Here is a 21,644-nt window from a genome sequence, read left to right on the forward strand (position 1 = left end):
CCCCGAGCGCGACCCGCGCCAGCGACCCGGCGACGTTGAGGCCGGCGACCGTCGCGGCCGCGACGGGGCTCCGCCGGCGCGCCAGCCAGCGGTAGGTCGAGGCCATCGCGCGGCGCTGGCGGGCGTCGCCCCAGGCGGCGGCCGTCGCGGCGCTGACCTCGTGCCGGACGTGCGCGTCGGGGACGTAGCGAGTCGCCCAGCCGGCCCGGTTGGCGCGCCAGCAGACGTCGAGGTCCTCGGCGTACATCCACATCGCCTCGTCGAAGCCGCCGATCGCCCGCCACGCCTCCGCCCGCACCAGCAGCAGCGCCCCGTGGGCCCACGGCACGCGGCGACCGCGGTCGGCGTCCCAGGCGCCCTCGAGGACGTGCTGCCGCCGCAGCCGTGGGCTGCGATCGACCGCGCCGGCGTTGAATGCGGCGGTGAAGCGGACGCTCGGGAAGGGGTGGACCGAGTGCTGCGTGGCGCCGTCGGGCATCACCAGCCGCGGGGCGAGGATGCCGGCGCCCGGGTCGCGCTCGCCGGCCCGCAGCAGCGCCTCCAGGGCCCCGGGCTCGAAGGCGATGTCGGCGTTCGCCGGGGCGATCCAGGCCGCGTCGCTGCCGCGGGCGCCGAGGTTGACGGCCGGGCCGAAGCCGAGGTTGGCGCCGGGGTCGATCAGCGTCGCCCATCCGTGGCGTTCCCGGACGATCTCGGCGGAGCCGTCGCCGGGCGCGTTGTCGACCACCGCGACCGTCGCGCGGCCGGCGTCGACCTCGGGACGCAGCGACGCCAGGCAGCGGTCGAGCAGCTGCGGCGTGCGGTAGGAGACGACGACGACGTGGACGGGTGCGGTCACGGGCGGCGGCGGGTCGGCGGGGCGGGGCGGGAGCTCATCGCGGACGCCAGCGGTCGACGTCGTCGGCCCGCTCGGCGACGATCGCATCGTCGTCGATCAGCAGGTCGAGGTGTCCGAGGACCTCGGAGATCACGAGGAACGGCTGCTTGAGGGCGGTGTCGCCCCACATCCGGCGGGCCAGGTCGAACGCCGAGGCGGGCTCGCCCTCGCCCAGCAGGCCGAGGATCTTGCCCTTGCGCCGCTCGTGCAGCCGCAGCCGCTCGGCGACCAGCCCCGCCACGTCGGTGACGGCGTCGCCGTGGCCCGCCAGCACGACCGCCGGCGCCAGCGCCGCGGTCTCCCGCAGGCTGGCGACGTAGCGGCGCAGCGTCGAGACGCGGGCCTCGGCCTCGGGGGCGGGCAGCCGCGGGTCGAGCGCCGCGGGATCGCAGGCCAGGATCGGGTTCGACGAGATCGCCCCGATCAGGTGGTCGCCGCCGATCGCGATCGAGCGTTCGCGGTCGAGCAGGACCGTGTCGGTCATGCTGTGGCCGGGACGGTAGAGGACCTCCAGCGAGCGACCCGCGAACGGCAGTCGATCGCCGGCGGTCAGGGCGCGGCCGACCGGCACCGGGTCCCCGGCCCACGCCTGGTGGCCCTGCTGGAGCGCGACGAGCGCGACCGCGACGTCGGACGGCAGGCCGTGGCGCTGCATCGCGCGGGCCATGAAGCGGGTCTCGCGGCGGCCGATTCCGGCCGGGTCGGCGAGTCGCGGGGCGAGCAGGTCGATCGCGGCGACCTCGGCCCCGGAGCGCTCGACGACGATCGCCGCCAGGCCGACGTGGTCGACGTGCTCGTGGGTCAGGACGACCCGCTCGAGGTCCTCGATCCGGTGCCCGCGAGCGGCCAGGCCGGCCTCGAGCGCCACCAGCGCCCGCGCGCTGCCGGGTCCGACGTCGACCAGCGTCAGCGGGTCGTCCTCGATCAGCCAGGCGTTGACGTCGCCGACCGGGAACGGCGTCGGCAGCGGGATCGGGTGGACGCCGGCCGCGGCCGCCAGCGGATGGCCGGGACCGCCGGGCGCGGGGGAGGAGCTGCTCACCGCGGGACCATCGCTCGGACGCCGGGCCGGCCCGTCCTCACGAGCGGATCAGCCCGAGGACCTCGTCGCGCTTCTGCTCCATGTGCTCGACCGAGACCAGCGATTCCAGGCACAGGCGCAGCAGCGGCTCGGTGTTCGACTGGCGGACGTTGAAGTGCCAGTCCTCGTAGTCGACCGAGACCCCGTCGACGTGGGTGATCGTCGCGTCGGCGTAGCGGCGCTCGATCTCGGCGATCCGGCCGTCGCCGTCCTCGACCGTCGAGTTGATCTCGCCCGAGATGAAGTACTTGGCGCGGTAGTCGCCGACCAGCTCGGAGAGCTTGGCCCCCCGCTCGCTGAGCAGCTCGAGGATCAGCAGCGCCGGGATCGTCCCCGAGTCGGCGTTCGAGAACGCCTCGAAGTAGTAGTGCCCGGAGACCTCGCCGCCGAAGATCGCGCCGGTCTCGCGCATCCGGGTCTTGAAGAACGCGTGGCCGACGCGGTTGATCAGCGCCGTGCCGCCGGCCGCCGTGACGACGTCGGCGACGGCGCGCGAGGCGCGGCAGTCGTAGAGGATCGTCGCGGCCGGGGTCCGCTGCAGCAGCGCCTCGGCCAGCAGCGCGGTCAGGAAGTCGCCGTCGACGAACTGGCCCTGGTCGTCGATGAAGAAGCAGCGGTCGGCGTCGCCGTCCCAGGCGATCCCGAGGTCGGCGCCGGTCTCGCGGACCTTGCCGATGATGAACTCGCGGTTCTCGGGCAGCAGCGGGTTCGGCTCGTGGTCGGGGAAGTTGCCGTCGGGCGTCCAGTAGGCGGTCACGAGGTCGAGCCCCAGCCGCTCCAGCACCGGGCCGACCATCGGGCCGGCCATCCCGTTGCCGCCGTCGACGACGACCTTCAGCGGCTTGATCGCGGCCGGGTCGACGAACTCCAGCGCGGCGGCCTGGAACGGCTCGTAGACGTCCTCCTCGACGACGTCGCCCGGCGTCGAGGCGGGCTCGCGGGCGAGGAACGCGACGTCCTGCGCGAGCTTGCGGATGTCCTGGATCCCGCGATCGCCGGACAGCGCCAGCGCCCCGCGCTCGACGAGCTTGGCGCCGGTGTACGCCTTCGGGTTGTGCGAGGCGGTGCACATCAGGCCGCCGTCGAGCCCACGGCTGCCGACCGTCCAGTAGAGCATCTCGGTCCCGACCTGGCCGACGTCCAGCACCGAGGCGCCCTCGCGGACGATCCCGTCGCGGTAGGCGCGCGCGAGCTCCGGGGCCGAGAGCCGCATGTCGCGGCCGAGCCCGACGCGGATCTCGGTGACGGGCTTCTCGGCCAGCTTCGCGATCACGTGGGCGAAGGCGCGGCCGATCCTGTGGGCGACCTCGGCCGTGATCTGCTCACCCGCGATGCCGCGGATGTCGTAGGCCTTGAAGATCTCCGAGGGGACGGACATGGGGCGGCATCCTATGGGTGGGAGGCCGCCGACGGCCGGGTCGCGGTGACGCCCGCGATCAGCGGACGGCGCCACGCAGGTAGCCGCCGATCTCCCGCACCAGCGACCGCTCGAACAGCAGCGTGCCGGCGAGCAGGAGCACGAGGAACGTGCCGATCGAGGCGCCCAGCGGCAGGTCGGTCCGCAGCAGCCCGTAGCCGGCGGCGGTCGCCGGCAGCACCGGCAGCAGCGAGCGCAGCGCGAGCCCGATCGGCGACCAGTGCCCGAACCGGCGGCGCACGTAGATGGTCCGCACGGCCAGCTGCCCGAGCGCCTGGGCGACGGCGCTGATCGCCAGCCCCTCCAGGCCCCAGAGCAGCACCGGCGGGATCTGGAGCACGACGAAGAAGACGATCGCCATCACGCCGTTGACGGCCATCGGGCGGGCGTCGCCCTGGACCAGCTCGTACTGCCACCAGTTGGTCCCGAGGTGGGCGATCGCGATCGCGATCGCGAACCACTGGACCACCGGGATCGCGTCGCGCCACTCGTCGCCGTAGAGCAGCGGCACCAGCTCGGGGCCGAAGACGACCAGCAGCGCCGCGACCGGGACCGCCCACGCCAGGCCGACGCGGTTGGCCTTGCCGAAGGTCTCGTGCAGCACGTCGGGCTTGTCCTGCGCGGCCGCGATCGCCGGGTAGAGCACGGTCGAGACCGCCTGGTCGAGGCGCTGGGCGAAGAACGTCAGGTTGGCGGCCAGCGTCACCGCGCCGACGGCGACCAGGCCGATCTCCCAGCGGGCCAGGACCATCAGCCCGAGCGAGACCAGCGACGCGGTGACGGCGCTGAGCCACAGCGGCACCGAGATCCCGCCGTAGCGCCGCAGCGCCTCGCGGTCGAAGCGCGGGCGCAGCTTGTAGGGGCTGATGACGATCGCGATCAGCGCCGTGCCCCAGGCGCCGACGAGGATCCCGAGGACGATCGCCCAGGCGCCGAGGCCCGCCACCGCGAGGCCGATCGCGACGATCGTGCCGATCACCGGGTCGACCGACTGGATCAGCCGCAGGCGGCCGAACTGCATCGTGCGGTTGAGCATCCACAGCGGCGCCTGCAGCGTCTGCGCCGGCCAGGCGAGGGCGGTCGCCATCCCGAGCAGCAGCAGCCGATCGTCGCCGTACATCAGCGCCAGCAGCGGCGCGACGGCGACCGTGATCACCATCAGCAGGGCGTTGACGGTGACCTCGATCGCGAAGACCCGCTGGAAGGCCTGCTCCTGGTCCTCCTCGTTCTGGCCGACGAAGATCTCGTTGGCGCCGGTCGTGCGGAACGCCGCCAGCAGCGCGCCCGCGACCAGCAGCGCGCCCCAGAGCCCGTACTCCGAAGGGCCGACGACGGCCGGCAGGACCAGGTTGCGCCCGGTCTGGACCGCGCCCATCACGGCCATCCAGACGCCGCTGATCAGGACCCCGCGGGTGGCGTGCTCGCGCAGCGAGCGGCGACCGAGCTGGACGCCACGCGCCCGCGCGGCCTCGGCAGCGGACCCCGGTGCCGGCGTCGGCGCTGGGCTGCCCGGAGGCGGAAGGGGCGATGGAGTGGGAGAGACGCTCACCAGCAGGGCCACGGACCGGAGGTCGCGGACGGACCCTCCGCGACGACCGGGCCAGTGTACGGCTCGCGGGCGGCGTTGTCCGGGGTGAACGTGCATGCGCCACGGTGCGTACAGCGGTCCGCCGGCGGGCTGCGTTCGCGCGCGGGGTCGCGCCCGCTTACACTCCGCGCCGTGGCTCAGCCGATCACCCGCGAGTTCCTGGCCGATGTGCTGGCGCTCGTCACCGCCAAGGACCCCGTCGTCGAGTTCGGATCGATGCAGGTCGAGGCCGACCAGGACATCGACCTGCGGCGGTTCTTCCCCGACCGGCCGTTCATCGGCACCGACTTCCGCGAGGGGCCCGGCGTCGACCGGGTCGAGGACCTGCGCGGCCTGACCTTCGCCGACGGCGAGATCGGCACCGCGGTCAGCCTCGACACCCTCGAGCACTGCGCCGACCCGGTCACGGCGGTCCGCGAGATGCACCGCGTCCTGCGCCCGGACGGCGGCCTCTGCCTGATCAGCTCGGTGATGCTGTTCGGCATCCACGGCTACCCGAACGACTACTTCCGGTTCACGCCGGAGGGCTTCCGTCAGCTGCTGGAGCCGTTCGACGACGTCTGGGTCTGCGGAATCGGCGAGCCGGGGATCCCGCGTGAGGTCTTCGGGGTCGGGATCCGCGGCGGCTCGCTGGACGCCCTCTCGCTGGACCGGATGCCGCAGCTGGCCGCCCACCAGAAGTGGTGGGACGACGCCGCCGGGATGGTCCGGATCGGGCCGCTGCGCTACCCGCCGCGGCAGCTGGCCAAGGAGCTGGCGCGCGAGTCCAAGCGGCTGGTCCGCGAGCGGCTGCGCGGGCGCTCCTCCTCCACCCGCGGCTGAGCGCGGGCGCCGCCGCCCCCCGCTCGACGGGGGTTCGCGCCGCGGGCGGCGCCGGGCCGGTCGCGAGCTGCCTACGCCGCAGTAGCCTTTCGACCTACCGACCAGTAGCCTGGTGGCGACCCGCCCCCGTCCCGTGGAGCACCCGGTGCCTGAGACGATCATCACCCCGGCTGGCCTCGGCCAGCCGCTGGAGCTGCCGCGCGGCGCGCGGCTGGCCAACCGCCTGGCCAAGGCCGCGATGAGCGAGCAGCTCGGCGACCGCGCGAACGCGCCGACCGAGGACCTGGTGCGGCTCTACGAGCGCTGGGGCCGCGAGGGCGCGGGGCTGCTGATCACCGGCAACGTGATGGTCGACCGCCGCCACCTCGGCGAGCCGCGCAACGTCGTCGTCGAGGACGATCGCGACCTCGACCGCCTGCGGCGCTGGGCGCGGGCCGGGCAGGCCGGCGGCTCTCGGGTCTGGGTCCAGATCAACCATCCCGGTCGCCAGGCGATGTGGTTCGCCGGCGGCAACCGGCCGGTGGCCCCGAGCGCGATCGCCCCGAAGATCCCCGGCTTCGTCACGCCGCGGGCGCTGACCGGTGCCGAGATCGAGGAGATCGTCGGCCGCTACGCCGCGACCGCCGCGGTTCTCCGGCGCGCCGGCTTCGACGGCATCCAGCTGCACGGGGCGCACGGCTACCTGATCTCGCAGTTCCTCTCGCCGCTGGCCAACCAGCGCGACGACGAGTGGGGCGGCGATCCGGAGCGGCGCCGGCGGTTCGTGCTCGAGGTCCTGCGGGCCACCCGGGCCGCCGTCGGTCCGGACTTCCCGGTCGGGATCAAGCTCAACTCCGCGGACTTCCAGCGCGGCGGCTTCAGCGAGGAGGAGTCCGCCGACGTGCTCGCCGCCCTCGCCGCCGAGGGGATCGACCTGGTCGAGATCAGTGGCGGCACCTACGAGGCGCCGGCGATGGTCGACGCCGCGCCGGTCCAGCGCGAGAGCACGCGCAGCCGCGAGGCCTACTTCCTGGACTACGCCGAGCGCGTCCGCGAGCGGGTCCCCGGCGTGCCGCTGATGGTCACCGGCGGCTTCCGGACCACGCGGGCGATGGGCGACGCGATCGGCGACGGCAGCTGCGACCTGGTCGGGCTCGGGCGGCCGCTGGCCGTCGAGCCGGACGCCGCGGCCGGCCTGGTGGCCGGCACCCGCCCGCGGATCGACGCCGGCGACAAGCGGATCGGGATCCGCGCCATGGACGGCGCCGTCGACCTCTACTGGCACACCCGCCAGCTGCACCGGATCGGCGCCGGTCGCGAGCCGCGCCCCGGCGAGCCGGCCTGGAGGACCGTCCTCGCGATGGTCGTCGACAACGGCTGGGGCGCCCTGCGCCGCCGCCGCGGCGGCTGAGTCCCGCGCCGCCCGACGCGGCTGCCGCGACCAGGCCGCCGCCGAGCTAGCCGGCCGCCGCGCGGCGCAGGGCCGGCACGACGTCCGGCCCGGTCAGCGGCCCGAGGTGCCCGGGGACGACGATCGCCGGCTCCAGGTCGGCGAGCTTGGCGATGCTGGCCCGCGCCCGGTCGCTGTCCTGGTTGTAGGGGTCGAGCGGCACCGCCGGCGGCTGCGGCTTGCCGTACATGCTCGTCATGTAGATGCAGTCGCTGACCAGCGCCACCCGGTCGCGCTCGCGGAAGAGCCCGATCAGCCCCGGCGCGTGGCCCGGCAGGTCGACCACGCGGAAGCCCGCGACGTCGTCGCCCTCGGCGACGGTGCCGGCGATCGGCGTCGGACCGCCCTCCCACGAGATCCGCATCAGCGTCCGGTGCAGCAGGTTGACCGGCAGCGGCAGCTCGTTCATCCGCCAGTAGTCGCGGTGGCCGCCCGCCTCGGCCGCGGCGACCTCCAGCCGGTGGCAGTAGACCGGGGCGTCGACGTGCGGGGCGGCGCCGCGGTGGTCGTTGTCGGCGTGCCCGAGGACGATCCGCTTGATGCCCCCGCGGGCCGCGCCGGCCGCCGCGATCGCCTGCGCCATGCGCTTCTCGCCGGCGTCGAAGACGGTCACGCCGCTGCCGTCGGGCTCGTCGATCAGGACGACGTTCATCGCGCCGCCGAAGCCGCCGCGCAGCAGCGAGACGCCGTCGGCGATCGGTTCGAGCGTGGGCGTCTTCGACATCGAGGCTCCTTCGGGCGACGGGACCGCAGCTGCTGGTACCGTGCGGTACCGATGTCGCACGCTACCAGCGGCGGCGACCGCGATCCACCGAACGCATGAAGCAGCGCACGACCCCCGCCGACCCGATCGCCGCCGCGCGGACCGCCGACCAGCGTCGGCGGCTGCTGCGCGGGATCGCGACGGCCGTCGACGAGAAGGGCTTCGCCGCGACCACGATCGCCGACATCGTCGGCCACGCCCGCGTCTCCAAACGGACCTTCTACGAGCACTTCGACGACAAGCTCGACTGCTTCCTGGCGTCGTACCGGGCCGGCAGCGCGCTGCTGCTGCGACGGATGGCTGCCGGTGCCGAGGGCGACGGCCCGTGGCCGCAGCGGATGCAGGCGGCGATCCGCGCCTACCTCGGGGTGCTGGCCGACACGCCGGCGGTCACGCGGACGTTCGCGATCGAGATCCAGGCCGCGGGTCCCGAGGCGCTGGAGCTGCGGCGCGAGATGCACCGCCGGTCGGCCGAGCAGCTGCGGACGCTGGTCGACGAGGTCCGGCGCGAGCACCCCGAGCTGCGGCCGCTCTCGCCGGCGATGGCGGCCGCGATCGTCGGCGCGATGACCGAGCTGATCGTCGTGGCGCTGGCCGACCGCGGCGACGAGACGCTGCGCGACCTCGACCGCGAGATCGTCTTCCTGCTGCACGCGGTGCTGACCGCTCCGGAGCTGCCGGAGGAGGTCGGGGCACCGCATCCCCAGACCACCGATCCCGAAGGACCCATGCCATGACCACACGCGCCGCCATCGTCACCGGGGCCAGCAGCGGCATCGGCCTCGCGACCGCGCGGATGCTCGGCGAGGAGGGCTACTCGCTGACGCTCGCCGCTCGCCGGGCAGACAAGCTCGAAGCCGCCGCCGACGAGCTGCGCGAGGCCGGGTTCGCCGTCCACCACGTCGCGGCGCCGCTGCAGGAGGAGGACGCGGTCAAGCGGGTGGTGGCCGAGCACCGCGATCGCTACGGCCGGCTCGACGTGCTCGTCAACAACGCCGGGATCGGGATCGGGGCGTCGGTCGCCGAGATCGAGACCAAGAAGCTCGACCTGCAGCTGGACCTCAACCTGCGCTCGATCATCCTCTTCTACCGCGAGGCGGTCGGGCTGCTGCGCGAGGCGGGCAAGGAGCACTCGAGCGCGCTGGTCGTCAACACCGCCTCGATCGCCGGCAAGTACGGCCAGGCGTGGATGTCGGTCTACGCGGCGACGAAGGGCGCCGTCGTCAACTGGACCGAGTCGATGCACAAGGAACTGGCCCAGGAGGGGATCAAGAGCACCGCGCTCTGCCCGGGCTTCGTCGACACGCCGATGACGGACTTCGTGAAGGGCACGGTTGCCGCGGAGGAGATGATCACCCCGCAGGACATCGCCGAGTCGGTCCGGTTCCTGCTGCGGGTCTCGCCGGCCTGCTGCGTGCCCGAGATCCAGTTCGTGCGGCCCGGCGACGCGATGTAGCGGGTCGGCTGGCCCGTCCGTGGGGCGTGCCGGCGCGGGCCCCACGGGCCGACGCGCGGATCCGGCTTCGGTCAGCCGCGGGCGCGGCGGGTGCGCATCCGCAGCTGTCGCAGCGCCGCGCGCGCCGGGCCGACGGTCGCGTCGGTCCGGTAGGCGACCAGGTGCGAGCGCTCGTAGTGCAGCTCGTGGCGGACCAGCCCGGGGGCGGCGCGGGCCAGCAGCCGCCGCAGCGGCATCGGCTGGTGCAGCTCGAGGTCGTCGCCGTCGGTGTCGAGCAGGTTGGCGACGACCAGCCCGCCGAGGCCCTCCATCCGTGCCAGCACGGCCTCGGGGTCGCTGGCGTGCTCGACGACGTCGAAGGCGTAGACCGCGTCGAAGCGCTCCAGCGGCGGCAACGCGTCGAGGTCGAGGATCGGCGCCCGCAGGCCGCGATGCTCCAGCCGCCACGCCAGGTACGCCGTCGAGGGGTTGGCGAAGTCGGCGAACGTGACGTCGTAGCCGTCCTCCAGCAGCGACAGCCCGTCGGCCCCGATCCCGCAGCCGAAGTCGAGCAGCCGCGCGCCCGGCGGGACCAGCTCGCGGAGGGTCGCGTGGTAGGGCGCCTTGGCCCCCGACATCGCGAACGCGGTCAGGTCGTAGAGGTAGCTCTCCGACGTCCGGTAGAAGCGCTCGGCGTCGGCCACCGAGCGCCACTCGTCGCGGACGCCGGCGTCGTGGTTCTGGAGCCGGTCGAGGTCGAAGCGCGGGCCGAGATAGGCCTGCAGCTCGGCGAGGTCGCGCTCGGGATCCAGGGCCACGGCGGCATGCTCGCAGCCGCGGCCGGGCGACGTCCTGCGGGTGGTGGAACACTTCGCCGGTGCCCGAGCCCGAGATCAGCGTCGTGATGCCGACGGGCGGCCGGCGCGACCTTCGCGGGCCGCTCGACGCGGTCGAGCGGGCGCTGGTCGGGCAGCGGGGCGAGTTGGTCGTGGCGATCGACGCCGGGGCCGCCGAGGACGCCGCCGCCGCGATCGCCGGCGACGTCGCGGCGCGCGGCCACCGCAGCGTCCGGGCGGCGGTTCCCGGGGCCTCGGCGACGCGCAACGCCGGCTGGCGCGCCACCGCGGCGCCGGTCGTCCTGTTCGTCGACGACGACGTGCGGCTGGATCCGACCGCGATCGCCGCCCACGCCGCCGCCCACCGCGAGGGCGATCGGACGCTGGCCACGATCGGCCGGCTGCGGTGGCCGCCGTGGCGGCGGACGACGCCGTTCGAGCTGTGGGTCGAGGACGCGCTCCAGTTCGGCTTCCACGAGATCCCGGCCGACGGCCGGACCCGCTGGTGGCACCTCTTCACCTGCGACTGCGCGGTCCGCCGCGAGCCGCTCGAGGCGATCGGCGGCCTCGACGAGCTGCGGTTCCCGTTCGGCTACGAGGACCTCGACCTGGGCTTGCGGCTGGATCGCGAGGTCGGCGGCCTGGCCGTCCGCCTGCTGGCCGACGGCGGCGCGATCCACGACACGCGGATGACGCTGGGGGAGTGGCGGCAGCGGATCCGCCGGATCGCCCGCGCCGAGCGCTCCTGGCAGGCCGCCCACCCCGACGTGGCGACCGTGCTGGGGCCGCGGTTCGAGCGCGTGGGCCGCGACCAGACGCCGCGCTCTGGTCCGTTGGCCGGCCGGCTGGCCCGGTGGCTGCCGGAGGCCACGCCGGGGATCGGGCCGTGGCTGCACGAGCGGGCGCGGGTCTGGTGGGAGCACGACCTGGCCGCGCGCTTCCGGGAGGAGTGGGCGCGGTTGGAGGGGGACGGCGGGTAGCGGTCGTCCGAGTCCGTGGGCGGGGTGTTGGGCCCGCGTAGTCGCGGTCGGTTGGGCGTGGTGGCGTCATTTCGCCCCGGGCCGGTCGAGGTGGCGTCAGCCGTCCGCGCTCGGCAGGGCGAAATCCCCCCACTGGCAGGTGACCCGAACGGGCGGGTGGCCCGCCGTCCACTCGCTCCTCGATGACGGGCTGGAGTGCCGTGCCGGTCAGCCGAGCGATCAGCGCTCGCCGACCGCCGACGAGAGGCGGCAGACACCCCGATGCCACCAGCCCGCCGAGCCGCGACCGGTGACCAACCCGCCGATCACCGTTGGCGCGGAACGGCGCAGCGCCCCTACGCTTCCCCCGAGACCCCAGCGCCAGCCGAGGCCCCGGCGTCCGTCGTCGCGCCGGGCTCGCCGATCCGGCGCAGGACCCGCGCCGGGATCCCGCCGGCCATCACGTTCGCCGGCAGGTCGCGGTTGACGACCGAGTTGGCGGCGACGATCGTGCCCTCGCCGATCGAGGCGGTGATCGTGCACTTGTTGTTGGCGCCGGCGCCCTCGCCGATCACGATCGGCCGGAAGACGAACGGCTGCTCGTACCAGCGCTTGTCGGGGTCGTCCCAGCCGTGGCGCCCGTCGTAGATCGTCGTTCCCTGGGCCAGGCCGACGCCGTCGCCGATCTCCAGCCGGGTCGTGATCTGGACCAGCGCGGTGTTGGTGAAGATCACGCGCTTGCCGATCACGACCTCGGCCTCGGGGCCCAGCTCGATCGTCGTCCCGCGCCGGAACTCGGCGTAGGGGCCGACGACGAGCCGGCCGCCGTAGGGCGCGATGAGCTGGAAGCCCGGTCCGATGTGCGCCGTCGGATCGATCTGCAGGTCGACGATCGGGTGCCGCAGGTAGAGCCACCGCCGGCGCAGCTGCGACGCCCAGTGCGGTGCGCGCAGGTCGAGGTCGCGGGCGAGGCGCAGGTGGATCCGTCGGAGCAGGTTCATGTCGGGCGTCGGGCGGTCGCGAGCAGGTTGCCTCGGGTCAGCGGGTGCAGCGGCCGCAGCCGGTCGGCCCACGCGAGCAGGCGCCGGGCCTTCGCCGACGGCACGAACCCGAACCAGTGGAGGTCGCCGTGGCGGACCTGGACGTCGTCGAAGCCGGCCGCGGTCAGGGCCGCGCGCAGCTCCCTGGCCGACAACTCGCCGACGTGCATCTGGTGCTCGATCGGCTTGCGGGGGTCGAGCGGCCACCGGCGCCCGCGGGGCCACAGCGCCCGGACGGCCCGGTAGGTGCGGTCGTAGACCAGGCGGTTGGGCATCGTGTGGACCAGGAGCGTCCCGCCCGGTCGCAGGACCCTGCGGGCCTCGACCAGGGCCTGGGCCAGCTCTGGCCCGGTCAGGTGCTCGACGACGTCGAGCATCGTCGCGTGGTCGGCCAGCGCGTCCGCGAGCGGCACGTCGCGAACGTCGGCCTGGTGGAACTCGACCCGTTCGGCGACGCCGTGGGCGGTCGCCGTGTCGTGGGCCAGCCGGATCGCGTCCGGCGAGTACTCGACGCCGATCGCCTGGCGGGCGCCGGCCAGCAGCGCGGCCACGACCAGCTCGCCGCGGCCGCTGCCGAGGTCGACCAGCGTCGTCTCGGGACCGACGCCCAGCGTCTGGACGACCCAGGCGTAGATGCCGTCGACGGCGCGCCGCTCGTCCCAGGCGACCGCGTCGCCGCAGGCCTCGCGGAAGTACTCCTCGTCGTAGGCGGACGCGGGGACGCGGGGCGGGGTGAGCTTGGCGGGAGGCATCGTCTAGGCGGTGAGGCCGCGACCCAGCAGGTACCGGGCGGCCTCCTTCGCGAGCCGGCGCTCGAAGAGCCCGACGGACGCGAGGACGATAGCGCCAAAGACCCCGATGCGGACCCCGACGGGCAGGGGGTAGCAGGCCAGCGCGGCGGCGCTCGCGAGCACCGTCGGGGCCAGGGCGCGGCCGGCATGGCGGGCCATCGAGAGCCCCGGGAACAGCCGCCGCGCGAGCACGGCGCGGGTCAGCAGGCCGATCAGCGCGGTCAGGGCCAGCGCGATCCCGTAGCCGTCGACCCCCTGCCAGGCGAGCAGCGGGACCGTGAGCGCCACGAACCCGCCCAGGTGGACCGCGGCCAGCGCCAGCAGCGAGCGGGCGTGGCCGCGCACGAGCAGGAACTGCCAGAGGTTGGTGCCGACGTGGCCGATCACGATCGCGATCCCGAACCAGCGCAGGACCGGGATCATCGGCTCCCACCGCTCGCCGAGGATCACGTGCACGAGCGTGGTCGGGAACAGCGCGCAGGCGGCGCCGACCGGGCCGGCCCACAGCAGCGACATCTGGTTCGCCTTGCCGAAGGCCTCGACCAGCAGCCCGCGGTCCTCGCGGCGGGCGCTGATCGCGGGCATCACCGCGTCGGCGATCGCCGCGTCGAGCCGCTGGGCGGCGAGCGCGACCGTCGATGCGAGCGTGATCGCGCCGACCGCCGCGGTCCCGACCAGCAGCTCGGCGGCGATCACCGATCCGAGCAGCACGACCGCGGCCGAGCCGGTCGCGGCGGCGACCGGGGCGGAGACCTTGAGCCGCGACCGCAGCCGCTCGACGTCGCGGATCGGCCGCAGCGGGAACGGGCAGGCGCGGACCGCCAGCGCGGCGGTCGCCCAGGCCCCGACGAGGCCGCCGATCACCAGCGACCATGCCCCGAGCCCGGCGACGGCCAGGGCGACGGTGATCGCCGTTCCCAGCAGCGGCTCGATCGTCTGCATCAGCCGCAGGCGACCGAACTGCAGCGACCGGATCAGCGGCCACATGCCCGCCTGCAGGACCATCGCCGGTGCGGCGAGGGTCGAGGCGAGCACCAGCCACAGCATCTCCACGTCGCCGTAGACCACGGCCATCACCGGCGCGGCCAGCACGATCAGCCCGGTCAGGATCGCGTTGACCCCGAGCTCGAGCGTGAAGCCGGCCCGGAAGCTCCGCTCCTCGTCCTCGTCCTGGTCGGCCAGGTAGGCCTCGAGGATCCCGACCTGCTTGAGGACCCCGGCGGCCCCGATGATCGCCAGCACGCCGCCCCAGAGCCCGTACTCCTCGGGCGCCACCAGCGCGGCCACGAGCACCCCGCGCAGCAGCTGCACGACCGTCGCGAAGGCCTGGAAGGCGGCGTTCCAGGCGATCCCGCGCGTCATCGCGACCCGCATCGAGCGGGGGACGGGCAGGGCGGCGCGGCGCCGCGGCCGCTCGGATGGGACGGGATCGGTCATCGACGAGCAGCGCGAGTCTAGGCCGGCCACGTCCGCGGGGCCCGGCGGTCGCGGCCGACCCAGCCCGTTCGCCGACTCAGCCCGCTCGCCGTCCGCGCAGGACGTGCTGGAAGGTCACCAGCGACCGCAGCCGCCGGGGGACGACCCCGGGCAGCCGCGGATCGACGCGCGTGGACCGGAACGGCCGCAGCTTCATCACGCGGTGGACGTCGGCGTCGAGGTCGGCGACCGGCACTCCGGCGTCGGCGAGCAGCTCGACGGCGTTGAGGAAGCTGAACCAGCGCAGGTGGGTGCGGTCGAAGATCCCCATCTCGTGGCGCGGCCAGCGGTCGTGGCGCAGCAGCGACCAGTGGGTCTGCCAGTAGCCGACGTTCGGCAGCGAGACGACGGCGACGCCGCCCGGCCGCAGCAGCGCGGCGGCCGAGGAGAGGACCTGCTCGGGGTCGCGGACGTGCTCGAGGACGTCGGCGCAGACCACGCAGTCGAAGCCGTCCCCGACCAGCGCCCGGGCCGCGTCGGCGTCGGCGAAGGCGGCCTCGAGGTCGGCGACCTCGACCCGGTCGAGGCGCGTGGCGGCTCGCTCGGCGTAGACCGGATCGACCTCGACCCCGATCACCTCGACGGGCCCGCGGGCCTTCAGGCCGGCGCCGAGCGCCCCCGACGAGCAGCCCAGGTCGAGGACCCGCCCGACGTCCGCGGGCACCATCGCCTGGACGTCCGGACGAGGGTTCTCGTAGGCGAAGCGCCGCAGCTCGTGGGAGACCTCGGGCTGGGGCGCTTCCGCCATCCCGGGCTCAGCCGCCGTAGGTCGAGTGCAGCACGACGTGGGGGACCGTGAAGCGGTCCTTGCCGCGGCCGGCGTGCATGTCGAACTTGCCGTGCACGGTGGTCGTGTCGAAGCCGGCGGTGTAGTGCATCGCCTGCCAGGTCTTGACCGTCGGCATCCAGAACACGACCGCGGCGTCGCGGTTGGCCAGGAAGCGGGCCGAGCGCCACGGCAGCAGCGCGCCGCGCTTGTCGTACTCCTCGGCGGAGATGAAGGTCCCGCCCGGCTTGACGAGGTTGCGGATCCGCTCGAGCGCCAGCAGCTGGTCGCGGAGGTGGATCAGGACCGAGCCGCAGAAGACGATGTCGAACTGCCCGTACTCCTCGGGCGTCGCGAAGTAGATCGACTTCACGACCCGCTGGACCTTCGACTGCTTGACCTCGTGGGCCAGGTGGAAGCCGGCGCCGCGCTGGTCGTCGCGCATCTCGCTCTCCGGCGGGCGGCGACGCGGCGGCCAGTCCAGCTGCCGCTCGTCGTCGAGGTCGAGGGCCACGACCTCGGCGCCGCGGCGCTCGAACTCGAAGGCCCAGAAGCCGTCCCAGGTTCCGACGTCGAGCACCCGCTTGCCGGTGAGGTCGTCGGGTAGGCCGTAGTGCTTGACGTCCTCGCGGAGGTCGAACCAGCCATCCGTCACGACCCCCGGCGCGAGCTCGAGGGTGTGGTACCAGGGGCGGGAGTCAGCGGCTTGGCGGGCGTCCATCGCGGCGGAGTGTAGAGCCACGTCGCGGCGTCGCAAGCTCGAAGCGCGGCGAACTAGCACTTCGGAGCGATGTGGACGCCGTACTTCAACAGATCGATGACGACAGGGGCCGCGGCGGGCCCTAGACTCCGGCGCCGTGGAAGGCCAGCACACTCCCGATGACCTCCCAGTCGTCGTCCTCTGCGGCGGACGGGGCACCCGTCTAGGGGCGGGTCAGACCCTGCCCAAGCCGCTGGTCGACGTCGGCGGGCGGCCGATCGTCCAACACGTCGTGTCGATCTACGCCGCCCAGGGGCAGCGCCGGTTCCTGCTCGCCGCGGGCTACAAGGCGGACCTCCTGAGCGAGGCGGTGGCCGCGATCCGGTGGCCGGAGGGGGTCGAGGTCCGGTGCATCGACACCGGCGTCGACACCGAGACCGGCGGCCGCGTCTACCGGCTCCGCGACCAGCTCGCGGGCGAGCCGTTCCACCTGACCTACGCCGACGGGGTCGCCGACATCGACCTCACCGAGCTCGACGCGCGCCATCGGGGCGGCGGCCGCTCGGCGACCGTCACCGTCGTCCGGCCCGAGCTGCAGTTCGGCGTCGTCGACATCGCCGACGACGGCGCGATCACCGGATTTCGCGAGAAGCCGCGCTCGACGCACTGGATCAACGGCGGCTTCATGCGCTTCGAGCCCGACGTCTTCGACGTCCTCGACGAGGACTGCGTCCTCGAGCGCGAGCCGCTGGAGCGCCTCGCCGCCGCGGGCCGCCTGCACAGCCACCATCACGAGGGGTTCTGGGCCTGCATGGACACCTACAAGGACGCGCGCCGGCTCAACGAGCTGTGGGACGCCGGCGTCGCGCCCTGGGGCGACCGTCAGCTGCTGGTGACGCTCGGCCTCGACGCCGGGGTGTCGCGATGAGCGCCGGCACCGTCGACCAGGACAAGGTCGCGGCCGCCCGCGCCGCGATCGCCGAGAACCCGGTCTGGTACCACGCGATCGAGCTGGCGCCGGGCGTCGTGACGCCCGGCTTCGTCGACCACCGGCCGATCACCGCCAAGGTGCTGCCGGACGACCTCTCGGGCATGCGCACGATCGACGTCGGCACCTTCGACGGTCACTGGGCGTTCTCGATGGAGCAGCGCGGCGCCGCCGTGACGGCGCTCGACCTGCCGGACTTCGACGCGACCAGCTGGCCGCCGATCCACCGCGAGCGGCTGCTGCGGGAGGCCGCCGAGCGCAACATGCAGCTCGGCCGCGGCTTCAAGCTGGCCAAGGGGATCCTCGGCTCCAGCGTCGAGCGGGTCCAGGTCGACGTCCAGAAGCTCGAGGTCGACGATCTCGAGGGCGAGTACGACCTGGTCTTCGTCGGGGCGATCCTGCTCCACCTGCGCGACCCCGTCGGCGCGCTCGAGCGGCTCGCGGCCCAGCTGAAGCCGGGCGGCCGGCTGGTCATGATGGAGGCGTTCTCGAAGACGGCCACGCTGCGCGCGCCGCGGCAGCCGATGGCCAGCTTCCAGACCCTCAACACGCCGTTCAACTGGTGGGTCCCGAACCTCGCCACGCTGAAGGCGTGGCTGATGACCGCCGGCTGGGTCGACATCAAGCGCCACGGCTTCCTCCGCCCCCCGGGCGAGAAGGAGATGCGCCAGACCTACATCCAGATGTCGGCCCGCAAGCCGTGAGGCCCGAGGCGCTCCAGCGGCTCGCCGAGCTGCCCGACGACGCCGTGGTGCTGGACGTCGGCGGCTGGGCGTCCCCGCTGGCCCGCGCCGACTGGGTGATCGACCTGCTGCCGTACGAGACTCGCGGGCTCTATGGGCACAGCGCGCCGGCCGACGAGCGGTTCACGGCCGACAGCTGGGTCCAGGCCGACATCTGCGGTCCCGATCCGTGGCCGTTCGAGGACGACCAGTTCGACGTCGTGCTCTGCTCGCACACGCTCGAGGACGTCCGTGACCCGGTCTTCGTCTGCCGCGAGCTGTCGCGGGTCGCGAAGGCCGGCTACGTCGAGGTCCCGGCGCCGATCGAGGATTTGACCTACGGCGTCCAGGGCCACTGGGTCGGCTGGTCGCACCACCGCTGGATCAGCGAGGTCGAGGCGACTCCGCTGGGCCAGGGGTTCGTGCTGACCCACAAGCCGCACCTGCTCGCCGCCGAGGGCCGCCACCTGCCGCCCGGCACCCACGAGCGGGTGCCCGAGGACCAGCGGGTGCTCGCCTGGTGGTGGGAGGGGTCGATCCCGGCTCGCGAGCGGGTCCACGTCGCCGCCGAGGAGTTCGACGCCTGGCTGGCCGGGCTGCTCGCCGACTGCGCGGCCGCGGCCGCCGTCCCCGTGCCGCGGGCCGGGGCGTTCGAGCACCCGATCGGTGCCGACGATCGACGATTCACGCCACGCAGGATCTCCGCCGCGCTCGGACGGCGGACCGGCTTCTGGAAGGATGCGCGCCGATGACGGGGTTCGGACAGTCGATGAGGGGTCGCTCGGTGTTCGTCACCGGGGCCTACGGGATGCTCGGGGCGTGGCTGGTCCGCGCGTTGCTGGAGCGGGGTGCGCACGTGACCGTGCTGCGCCGCGACCAGGTGCGCGCGTCGATGCTGCGGCTCGACGGCCTGGAGGACCAATGCGCCGTCGTCCAGGGCGACCTGGTCGCCGAGGGGGTGGTCGAGCGCGCGATCGGCGAGTACGAGTGCGACACCGTCTTCCACCTCGCCGCGCAGACGATCGTCGGCACCGCCAACCGCTCGCCGGTCTCGACCTTCGAGGCCAACATCAAGGGCACCTGGGTGCTGATGGAGGCCTGCCGGCTGCAGGGCGTCGAGCGCGTGATCGTCGCCGCCTCGGACAAGGCCTACGGCCCCCACGAGACGCTGCCGTACCAGGAGCACTTCGCCCTCCAGCCGAAGTTCCCCTACGACGTGTCGAAGGCGGCGACCGACCTGATCGCCCGCTCCTACTGGCACACCTACGGCGTGCCGACGGCGGTCACCCGGCTGGCGAACATCTACGGCGGCGGCGACCTGAACCGCTCGCGCCTGCTGCCCGAGGCGATCGCCGCGGTCCTTCGCGGGCGCGCGCCGGTGATCCGCTCCGACGGCTCGCCTGAGCGCGACTTCCTCTACGTCGAGGACGCCGCCAACGCCTACCTGGCGATCTGCGACCAGCTCGACGCCGACGCCGATCGCCCGGACGAGCCGCTGCAGGCCCGCGGCCATGCGTTCAACGCCGGCGGCGACCGACCGCACAGCGTCAAGTCGGTGATCGACGCCGTCGTGCGGGTCAGCGGCGTCGACCTGCAGCCGGACATCCGCGGCAAGGGCACCCCGTCGGGCGAGATCGACCGTCAGTACGTCGACTCGACCAAGCTGCGCGAGCAGACCGGCTGGGCGCCGCTGGTCGGCCTCGACGAGGGCATCGAGCGCACGATCTCCTGGTACCGCGAGCACCCGGACGCGATCGCGACGTGATCCCGGCGGACGGTGCGGGGGCGGCGGACGGGGCGGGTCGGCCGGATCGCCCCGCCGCACCGGACGTCTCGGTCGTGATCGCGACCGCCGGGCGGCGCGTCGGACTGCTCTGGGCGCTCGACGCGCTGGCCGCCCAGGAGCTTCCGGCCGGGACGACCTACGAGGTCAACGTCGTCCACGGACCGGAGCGGACACCGGTCCTGGAGGCCGCGCGCGAGCACCCGCTGGTGCGCTCCGGGATCGCCGCGATCATCGCCTCCGAGGGCTTGGTGGCGTCGCAGAAGCGCAACATCGCCTGGCGGTTGGGCCGCGCGCCGCTGATCGCCTTCACCGACGACGACTGCCGGCCGCGACCGGGCTGGCTGGCCGCGTTCCTGGCCGCCCACGCCGAGCACCCGCAGGGGCTGCTGCAGGGCGGGGCGGCGATCGATCCCGACCAGCACGAGATCGCGATGCGGGCGCCGCGCCCGCGCCTGCAGCGGTTCGCCCCGCCGACCGCCTGGGCCGAGCTCTGCAGCATGGCCTTCCCGCGCGGGCTGCTCGAGGCGGTCGACGGCCTCGACGAGGGCTACGGCAGCGTCGGCGAGGACACCGACCTGGCGTGGCGGATGCGTGAGCGGGGAGCGCCGTGGGTGGCCGTCCCCGACGCCGTGGTCGATCACGCGGTCGAGACGCCGGGCCTGCGCGGCTGGCTGCGCACGAGCACCCGCTTCGGGGAGTCGACGCGGCTCAAGCGCCGCCACCCGGAGCTGCGCGGCCACTACCCGCTGGGCGTCTTCTGGGTCCCCAACCACGCTTGGCTGCTGGTCGCGGCCGCCGGGGCCGGCTGGGCGCTCGCCCGCCGCGACGTCCGCCCGGCGGCGTTGACCCTGCCCTACGTCGCCTGGCACGTGACCCGCTACGGCCGCAGCTGGCGGGGGGTGGCGCGGGGGATGACGGAGCTGCCCGGCGACGTCCTGGTCGATGGCGCGCGGGTCGCCGGCTTCGTCGTCTGGTCGGCGCGCGAGCGGACGGTGCTGTTGTGAGCGCGCTGCGCCCGACGCTGCTGCACCCGACCTTCTGGCCCGAGGTCCGGCGCGGGTCCGAGCGCGCGATCCGGCTGCTGGCCGACGGGTTGGTCGCCGAGGGCCACCGGCCACGGCTCGTCTGCGGCCAGCCCGGCCGGACCCCGACGCGCGGGGTCGAGGACGGGCTCGAGATCGTCCGCCTGCCGCGCCCGTCGCGGCGGACGTTGCTGCGCCATCGCTACGACGAGCACGCCGCCCACCACGCGCTCGCCGCGCCGCTGCTGGTCGCGAACCCGGGACAGCTGCTGCACGCCTTCTACCCGACCGAGGCGGTGCTGGCCGCGCGCGTGATCGGGTGCCGGCGGCGCCTGCCAGGGCGGCTGCCGCGGCTGCCGCTGGTGGTCAGCGTGATGGGGCCGCCCGACCGGCCGTGGGCGGTCGCGCAGCGCGGCCGCCTGGAGGGCCTGGTCGACGCCGCCCGCGGGGCGGCGGTGGTGACGACGCTGAGCCGCTTCGCCGCCGACCGGCTGTGGCGGACCTTCGCCGTCCGCAGCGAGATCGTCGCGCCGCCGGTCGACCTCGACGCGTTCACGATCGACGAGGCGGTCCCGCGGGACCCGGTCCCGACGCTGCTCTTCTCGTCCGACCCGGCCAGCGGGGCCAAGCGGCTGCCGCTGCTGCTGGACGCGCTGGCGCTCCTGCGCCGCGAGCGCCGGGACCTCGAGCTGCTCGTGTCCCGGCCGCGCGACCCGGCGCTGCAGCGCGATCTCGAGGCGGTGCCGGGGGTGCGCCTGCGGGACCTCGACGAGCGACCGGCGCTCGTCGACGCCTATCGCCGTGCCTGGGTCACGGTGCTGCCCTCGTTCAACGAGGCGTTCGGCCTGGTGGTCGCCGAGAGCCTGGCCTGCGGCACGCCCGCGGTGGCCTTCGCGGGGGAGGGGCCGGCGGAGGTCATCACCGACGACGCGGTCGGCCGGATCGCGCGCGAGGCGACTCCCGAGCGGCTCGCCCGCGCGATCCGCGAGGCGCTCGAGCTGGCCGCCGTCGACGGCGTCCGCGATCGCTGCCGGGCCGCCGTCGACCACCTCGGCGTCGCCGGGCACGCGGCGCGCACGCTCGAGCTGTACGCGGCCGCGCTCTCCGCCTGACGTCCTGCGGTTCCGGACGAGTGGTGGTCCGCCG

At 74.3% G+C, this 21,644-nt stretch carries 22 protein-coding genes; 11 read left to right on the top strand and 11 right to left on the bottom strand.

The genetic code is table 11. The features are described from left to right. The 4 genes from PAI11_RS21025 to PAI11_RS21040 all read right to left on the bottom strand — a co-directional run. On the bottom strand, positions 1-838 hold an 838-nt coding region (locus PAI11_RS21025), incomplete at its 3' end, for a glycosyltransferase family 2 protein (protein WP_170320764.1). Positions 839-872: 34 nt separating this feature from the next. Beyond that, positions 873-1,919 carry an MBL fold metallo-hydrolase gene (locus PAI11_RS21030; protein WP_007578504.1) on the bottom strand — a complete coding sequence of 349 codons (1,047 nt, stop codon included), beginning with the start codon at positions 1,917-1,919 and terminating at the stop codon, positions 873-875. Positions 1,920-1,956: 37 nt separating this feature from the next. After that, entirely contained in the window at positions 1,957-3,336 is a 1,380-nt protein-coding gene (locus PAI11_RS21035) for a phosphomannomutase/phosphoglucomutase (protein WP_007578506.1), read from the bottom strand. A gap of 58 nt (positions 3,337-3,394) precedes the next feature. Further along, positions 3,395-4,924, bottom strand: coding sequence for an oligosaccharide flippase family protein (locus PAI11_RS21040; RefSeq protein ID WP_170320765.1), 1,530 nt, complete (start codon positions 4,922-4,924; stop codon positions 3,395-3,397). A 171-nt stretch (positions 4,925-5,095) separates the two neighbouring features. Here PAI11_RS21040 and PAI11_RS24940 point away from each other — a divergent pair, with 171 nt between their 5' ends. Further along, positions 5,096-5,785, top strand: coding sequence for a methyltransferase domain-containing protein (locus PAI11_RS24940; protein WP_050897344.1), 690 nt, complete (start codon positions 5,096-5,098; stop codon positions 5,783-5,785). Between the two features lie 145 nt (positions 5,786-5,930). After that, complete coding sequence (locus PAI11_RS21050; RefSeq protein WP_007578511.1) at positions 5,931-7,175, top strand: NADH:flavin oxidoreductase/NADH oxidase family protein; 1,245 nt, start codon at positions 5,931-5,933, stop codon at positions 7,173-7,175. A gap of 46 nt (positions 7,176-7,221) precedes the next feature. On the opposite strand, the gene PAI11_RS21055 is transcribed toward PAI11_RS21050, so the two are convergent. Next, positions 7,222-7,938 carry an MBL fold metallo-hydrolase gene (locus PAI11_RS21055; protein WP_007578512.1) on the bottom strand — a complete coding sequence of 239 codons (717 nt, stop codon included), beginning with the start codon at positions 7,936-7,938 and terminating at the stop codon, positions 7,222-7,224. A gap of 95 nt (positions 7,939-8,033) precedes the next feature. On the opposite strand from PAI11_RS21055, the gene PAI11_RS21060 reads away from it, so the two are divergent. Both PAI11_RS21060 and PAI11_RS21065 read left to right on the top strand, forming a co-directional pair. Further along, positions 8,034-8,714 carry a TetR/AcrR family transcriptional regulator gene (locus tag PAI11_RS21060; RefSeq protein WP_007578513.1) on the top strand — a complete coding sequence of 227 codons (681 nt, stop codon included), beginning with the start codon at positions 8,034-8,036 and terminating at the stop codon, positions 8,712-8,714. After that, the gene (locus tag PAI11_RS21065; RefSeq protein WP_007578514.1) at positions 8,711-9,433 is read left to right on the top strand and encodes an SDR family oxidoreductase; all 723 of its coding nucleotides are present in this window, start codon (positions 8,711-8,713) and stop codon (positions 9,431-9,433) included. Before PAI11_RS21060 ends, PAI11_RS21065 begins: the two co-directional genes overlap by 4 nt. 71 nt (positions 9,434-9,504) lie before the next feature. Here PAI11_RS21065 and PAI11_RS24945 read toward each other — a convergent pair whose 3' ends face one another. Next, positions 9,505-10,230 (bottom strand): class I SAM-dependent methyltransferase, encoded by a 726-nt coding sequence (locus PAI11_RS24945; protein WP_007578515.1) that lies wholly within the window; start codon positions 10,228-10,230, stop codon positions 9,505-9,507. Between the two features lie 59 nt (positions 10,231-10,289). Between PAI11_RS24945 and PAI11_RS24950 the strand changes: the two genes are divergently transcribed. Further along, positions 10,290-11,228 (top strand): glycosyltransferase family 2 protein, encoded by a 939-nt coding sequence (locus PAI11_RS24950; protein ID WP_007578516.1) that lies wholly within the window; start codon positions 10,290-10,292, stop codon positions 11,226-11,228. A 335-nt stretch (positions 11,229-11,563) separates the two neighbouring features. Here PAI11_RS24950 and PAI11_RS24955 read toward each other — a convergent pair whose 3' ends face one another. From PAI11_RS24955 to PAI11_RS21105, 5 genes are all read right to left on the bottom strand, one after another. Further along, positions 11,564-12,208: an acyltransferase gene (locus PAI11_RS24955; RefSeq protein ID WP_007578517.1), complete on the bottom strand. Its 645-nt coding sequence runs from the start codon at positions 12,206-12,208 to the stop codon at positions 11,564-11,566. Further along, the gene (locus PAI11_RS21090) at positions 12,205-12,999 is read right to left on the bottom strand and encodes a class I SAM-dependent methyltransferase (protein WP_007578518.1); all 795 of its coding nucleotides are present in this window, start codon (positions 12,997-12,999) and stop codon (positions 12,205-12,207) included. The genes PAI11_RS24955 and PAI11_RS21090 overlap by 4 nt, the downstream gene beginning before the upstream one ends. Positions 13,000-13,002: 3 nt before the next feature. After that, on the bottom strand, positions 13,003-14,475 hold the full coding sequence (locus PAI11_RS21095; protein ID WP_007578519.1) for an oligosaccharide flippase family protein: 1,473 nt from the start codon (positions 14,473-14,475) through the stop codon (positions 13,003-13,005). A gap of 76 nt (positions 14,476-14,551) precedes the next feature. Continuing rightward, on the bottom strand, positions 14,552-15,262 hold the full coding sequence (locus PAI11_RS21100) for a class I SAM-dependent methyltransferase (protein ID WP_007578520.1): 711 nt from the start codon (positions 15,260-15,262) through the stop codon (positions 14,552-14,554). A gap of 7 nt (positions 15,263-15,269) precedes the next feature. Further along, positions 15,270-16,001: a class I SAM-dependent methyltransferase gene (locus tag PAI11_RS21105; RefSeq protein ID WP_040601254.1), complete on the bottom strand. Its 732-nt coding sequence runs from the start codon at positions 15,999-16,001 to the stop codon at positions 15,270-15,272. 136 nt (positions 16,002-16,137) lie between these two features. Here PAI11_RS21105 and PAI11_RS21110 point away from each other — a divergent pair, with 136 nt between their 5' ends. Genes PAI11_RS21110 through PAI11_RS27925 form a run of 6 tightly spaced genes read left to right on the top strand, consistent with a single transcriptional unit; the run spans position 16,138 to position 21,610 of the window. Continuing rightward, complete coding sequence (locus PAI11_RS21110) at positions 16,138-16,908, top strand: sugar phosphate nucleotidyltransferase (RefSeq protein WP_007578522.1); 771 nt, start codon at positions 16,138-16,140, stop codon at positions 16,906-16,908. Next, positions 16,905-17,672 carry a class I SAM-dependent methyltransferase gene (locus PAI11_RS21115; protein WP_007578523.1) on the top strand — a complete coding sequence of 256 codons (768 nt, stop codon included), beginning with the start codon at positions 16,905-16,907 and terminating at the stop codon, positions 17,670-17,672. Before PAI11_RS21110 ends, PAI11_RS21115 begins: the two co-directional genes overlap by 4 nt. Further along, on the top strand, positions 17,669-18,442 hold the full coding sequence (locus PAI11_RS21120) for a class I SAM-dependent methyltransferase (RefSeq protein WP_007578524.1): 774 nt from the start codon (positions 17,669-17,671) through the stop codon (positions 18,440-18,442). The genes PAI11_RS21115 and PAI11_RS21120 overlap by 4 nt, the downstream gene beginning before the upstream one ends. Further along, complete coding sequence (locus tag PAI11_RS21125; RefSeq protein WP_007578525.1) at positions 18,439-19,455, top strand: NAD-dependent epimerase/dehydratase family protein; 1,017 nt, start codon at positions 18,439-18,441, stop codon at positions 19,453-19,455. The genes PAI11_RS21120 and PAI11_RS21125 overlap by 4 nt, the downstream gene beginning before the upstream one ends. Next, a complete protein-coding gene (locus tag PAI11_RS21130) occupies positions 19,452-20,480 on the top strand; it encodes a glycosyltransferase family 2 protein (protein WP_040601255.1) in 1,029 nt (342 codons plus the stop codon). The genes PAI11_RS21125 and PAI11_RS21130 overlap by 4 nt, the downstream gene beginning before the upstream one ends. Then, positions 20,477-21,610, top strand: a complete 1,134-nt coding sequence (locus PAI11_RS27925; protein WP_007578527.1) for a glycosyltransferase family 4 protein — start codon at positions 20,477-20,479, stop codon at positions 21,608-21,610. The genes PAI11_RS21130 and PAI11_RS27925 overlap by 4 nt, the downstream gene beginning before the upstream one ends. Positions 21,611-21,644 lie beyond the last annotated feature (34 nt).

The organism is Patulibacter medicamentivorans (genome assembly GCF_000240225.1).
GTDB classification, from domain to species: Bacteria; Actinomycetota; Thermoleophilia; order Solirubrobacterales; family Solirubrobacteraceae; genus Patulibacter; species Patulibacter medicamentivorans.

What these genes read in the sequence shown, in the direction of transcription:
- PAI11_RS21035 (WP_007578506.1), bottom strand. Translation starts at nt 3,336, where the DNA reads ATGTCCGTCCCCTCGGAGATCTTCAAGGCCTACGACATCCGCGGCATC.
- PAI11_RS21055 (WP_007578512.1), bottom strand. Translation starts at nt 7,938, where the DNA reads ATGTCGAAGACGCCCACGCTCGAACCGATCGCCGACGGCGTCTCGCTG.
- PAI11_RS21060 (WP_007578513.1), top strand. Translation starts at nt 8,034, where the DNA reads ATGAAGCAGCGCACGACCCCCGCCGACCCGATCGCCGCCGCGCGGACC.
- PAI11_RS21065 (WP_007578514.1), top strand. Translation starts at nt 8,711, where the DNA reads ATGACCACACGCGCCGCCATCGTCACCGGGGCCAGCAGCGGCATCGGC.
- PAI11_RS24955 (WP_007578517.1), bottom strand. Translation starts at nt 12,208, where the DNA reads ATGAACCTGCTCCGACGGATCCACCTGCGCCTCGCCCGCGACCTCGAC.
- PAI11_RS21090 (WP_007578518.1), bottom strand. Translation starts at nt 12,999, where the DNA reads ATGCCTCCCGCCAAGCTCACCCCGCCCCGCGTCCCCGCGTCCGCCTAC.
- PAI11_RS21095 (WP_007578519.1), bottom strand. Translation starts at nt 14,475, where the DNA reads ATGACCGATCCCGTCCCATCCGAGCGGCCGCGGCGCCGCGCCGCCCTG.
- PAI11_RS21100 (WP_007578520.1), bottom strand. Translation starts at nt 15,262, where the DNA reads ATGGCGGAAGCGCCCCAGCCCGAGGTCTCCCACGAGCTGCGGCGCTTC.
- PAI11_RS21105 (WP_040601254.1), bottom strand. Translation starts at nt 16,001, where the DNA reads ATGGACGCCCGCCAAGCCGCTGACTCCCGCCCCTGGTACCACACCCTC.
- PAI11_RS21115 (WP_007578523.1), top strand. Translation starts at nt 16,905, where the DNA reads ATGAGCGCCGGCACCGTCGACCAGGACAAGGTCGCGGCCGCCCGCGCC.
- PAI11_RS21125 (WP_007578525.1), top strand. Translation starts at nt 18,439, where the DNA reads ATGACGGGGTTCGGACAGTCGATGAGGGGTCGCTCGGTGTTCGTCACC.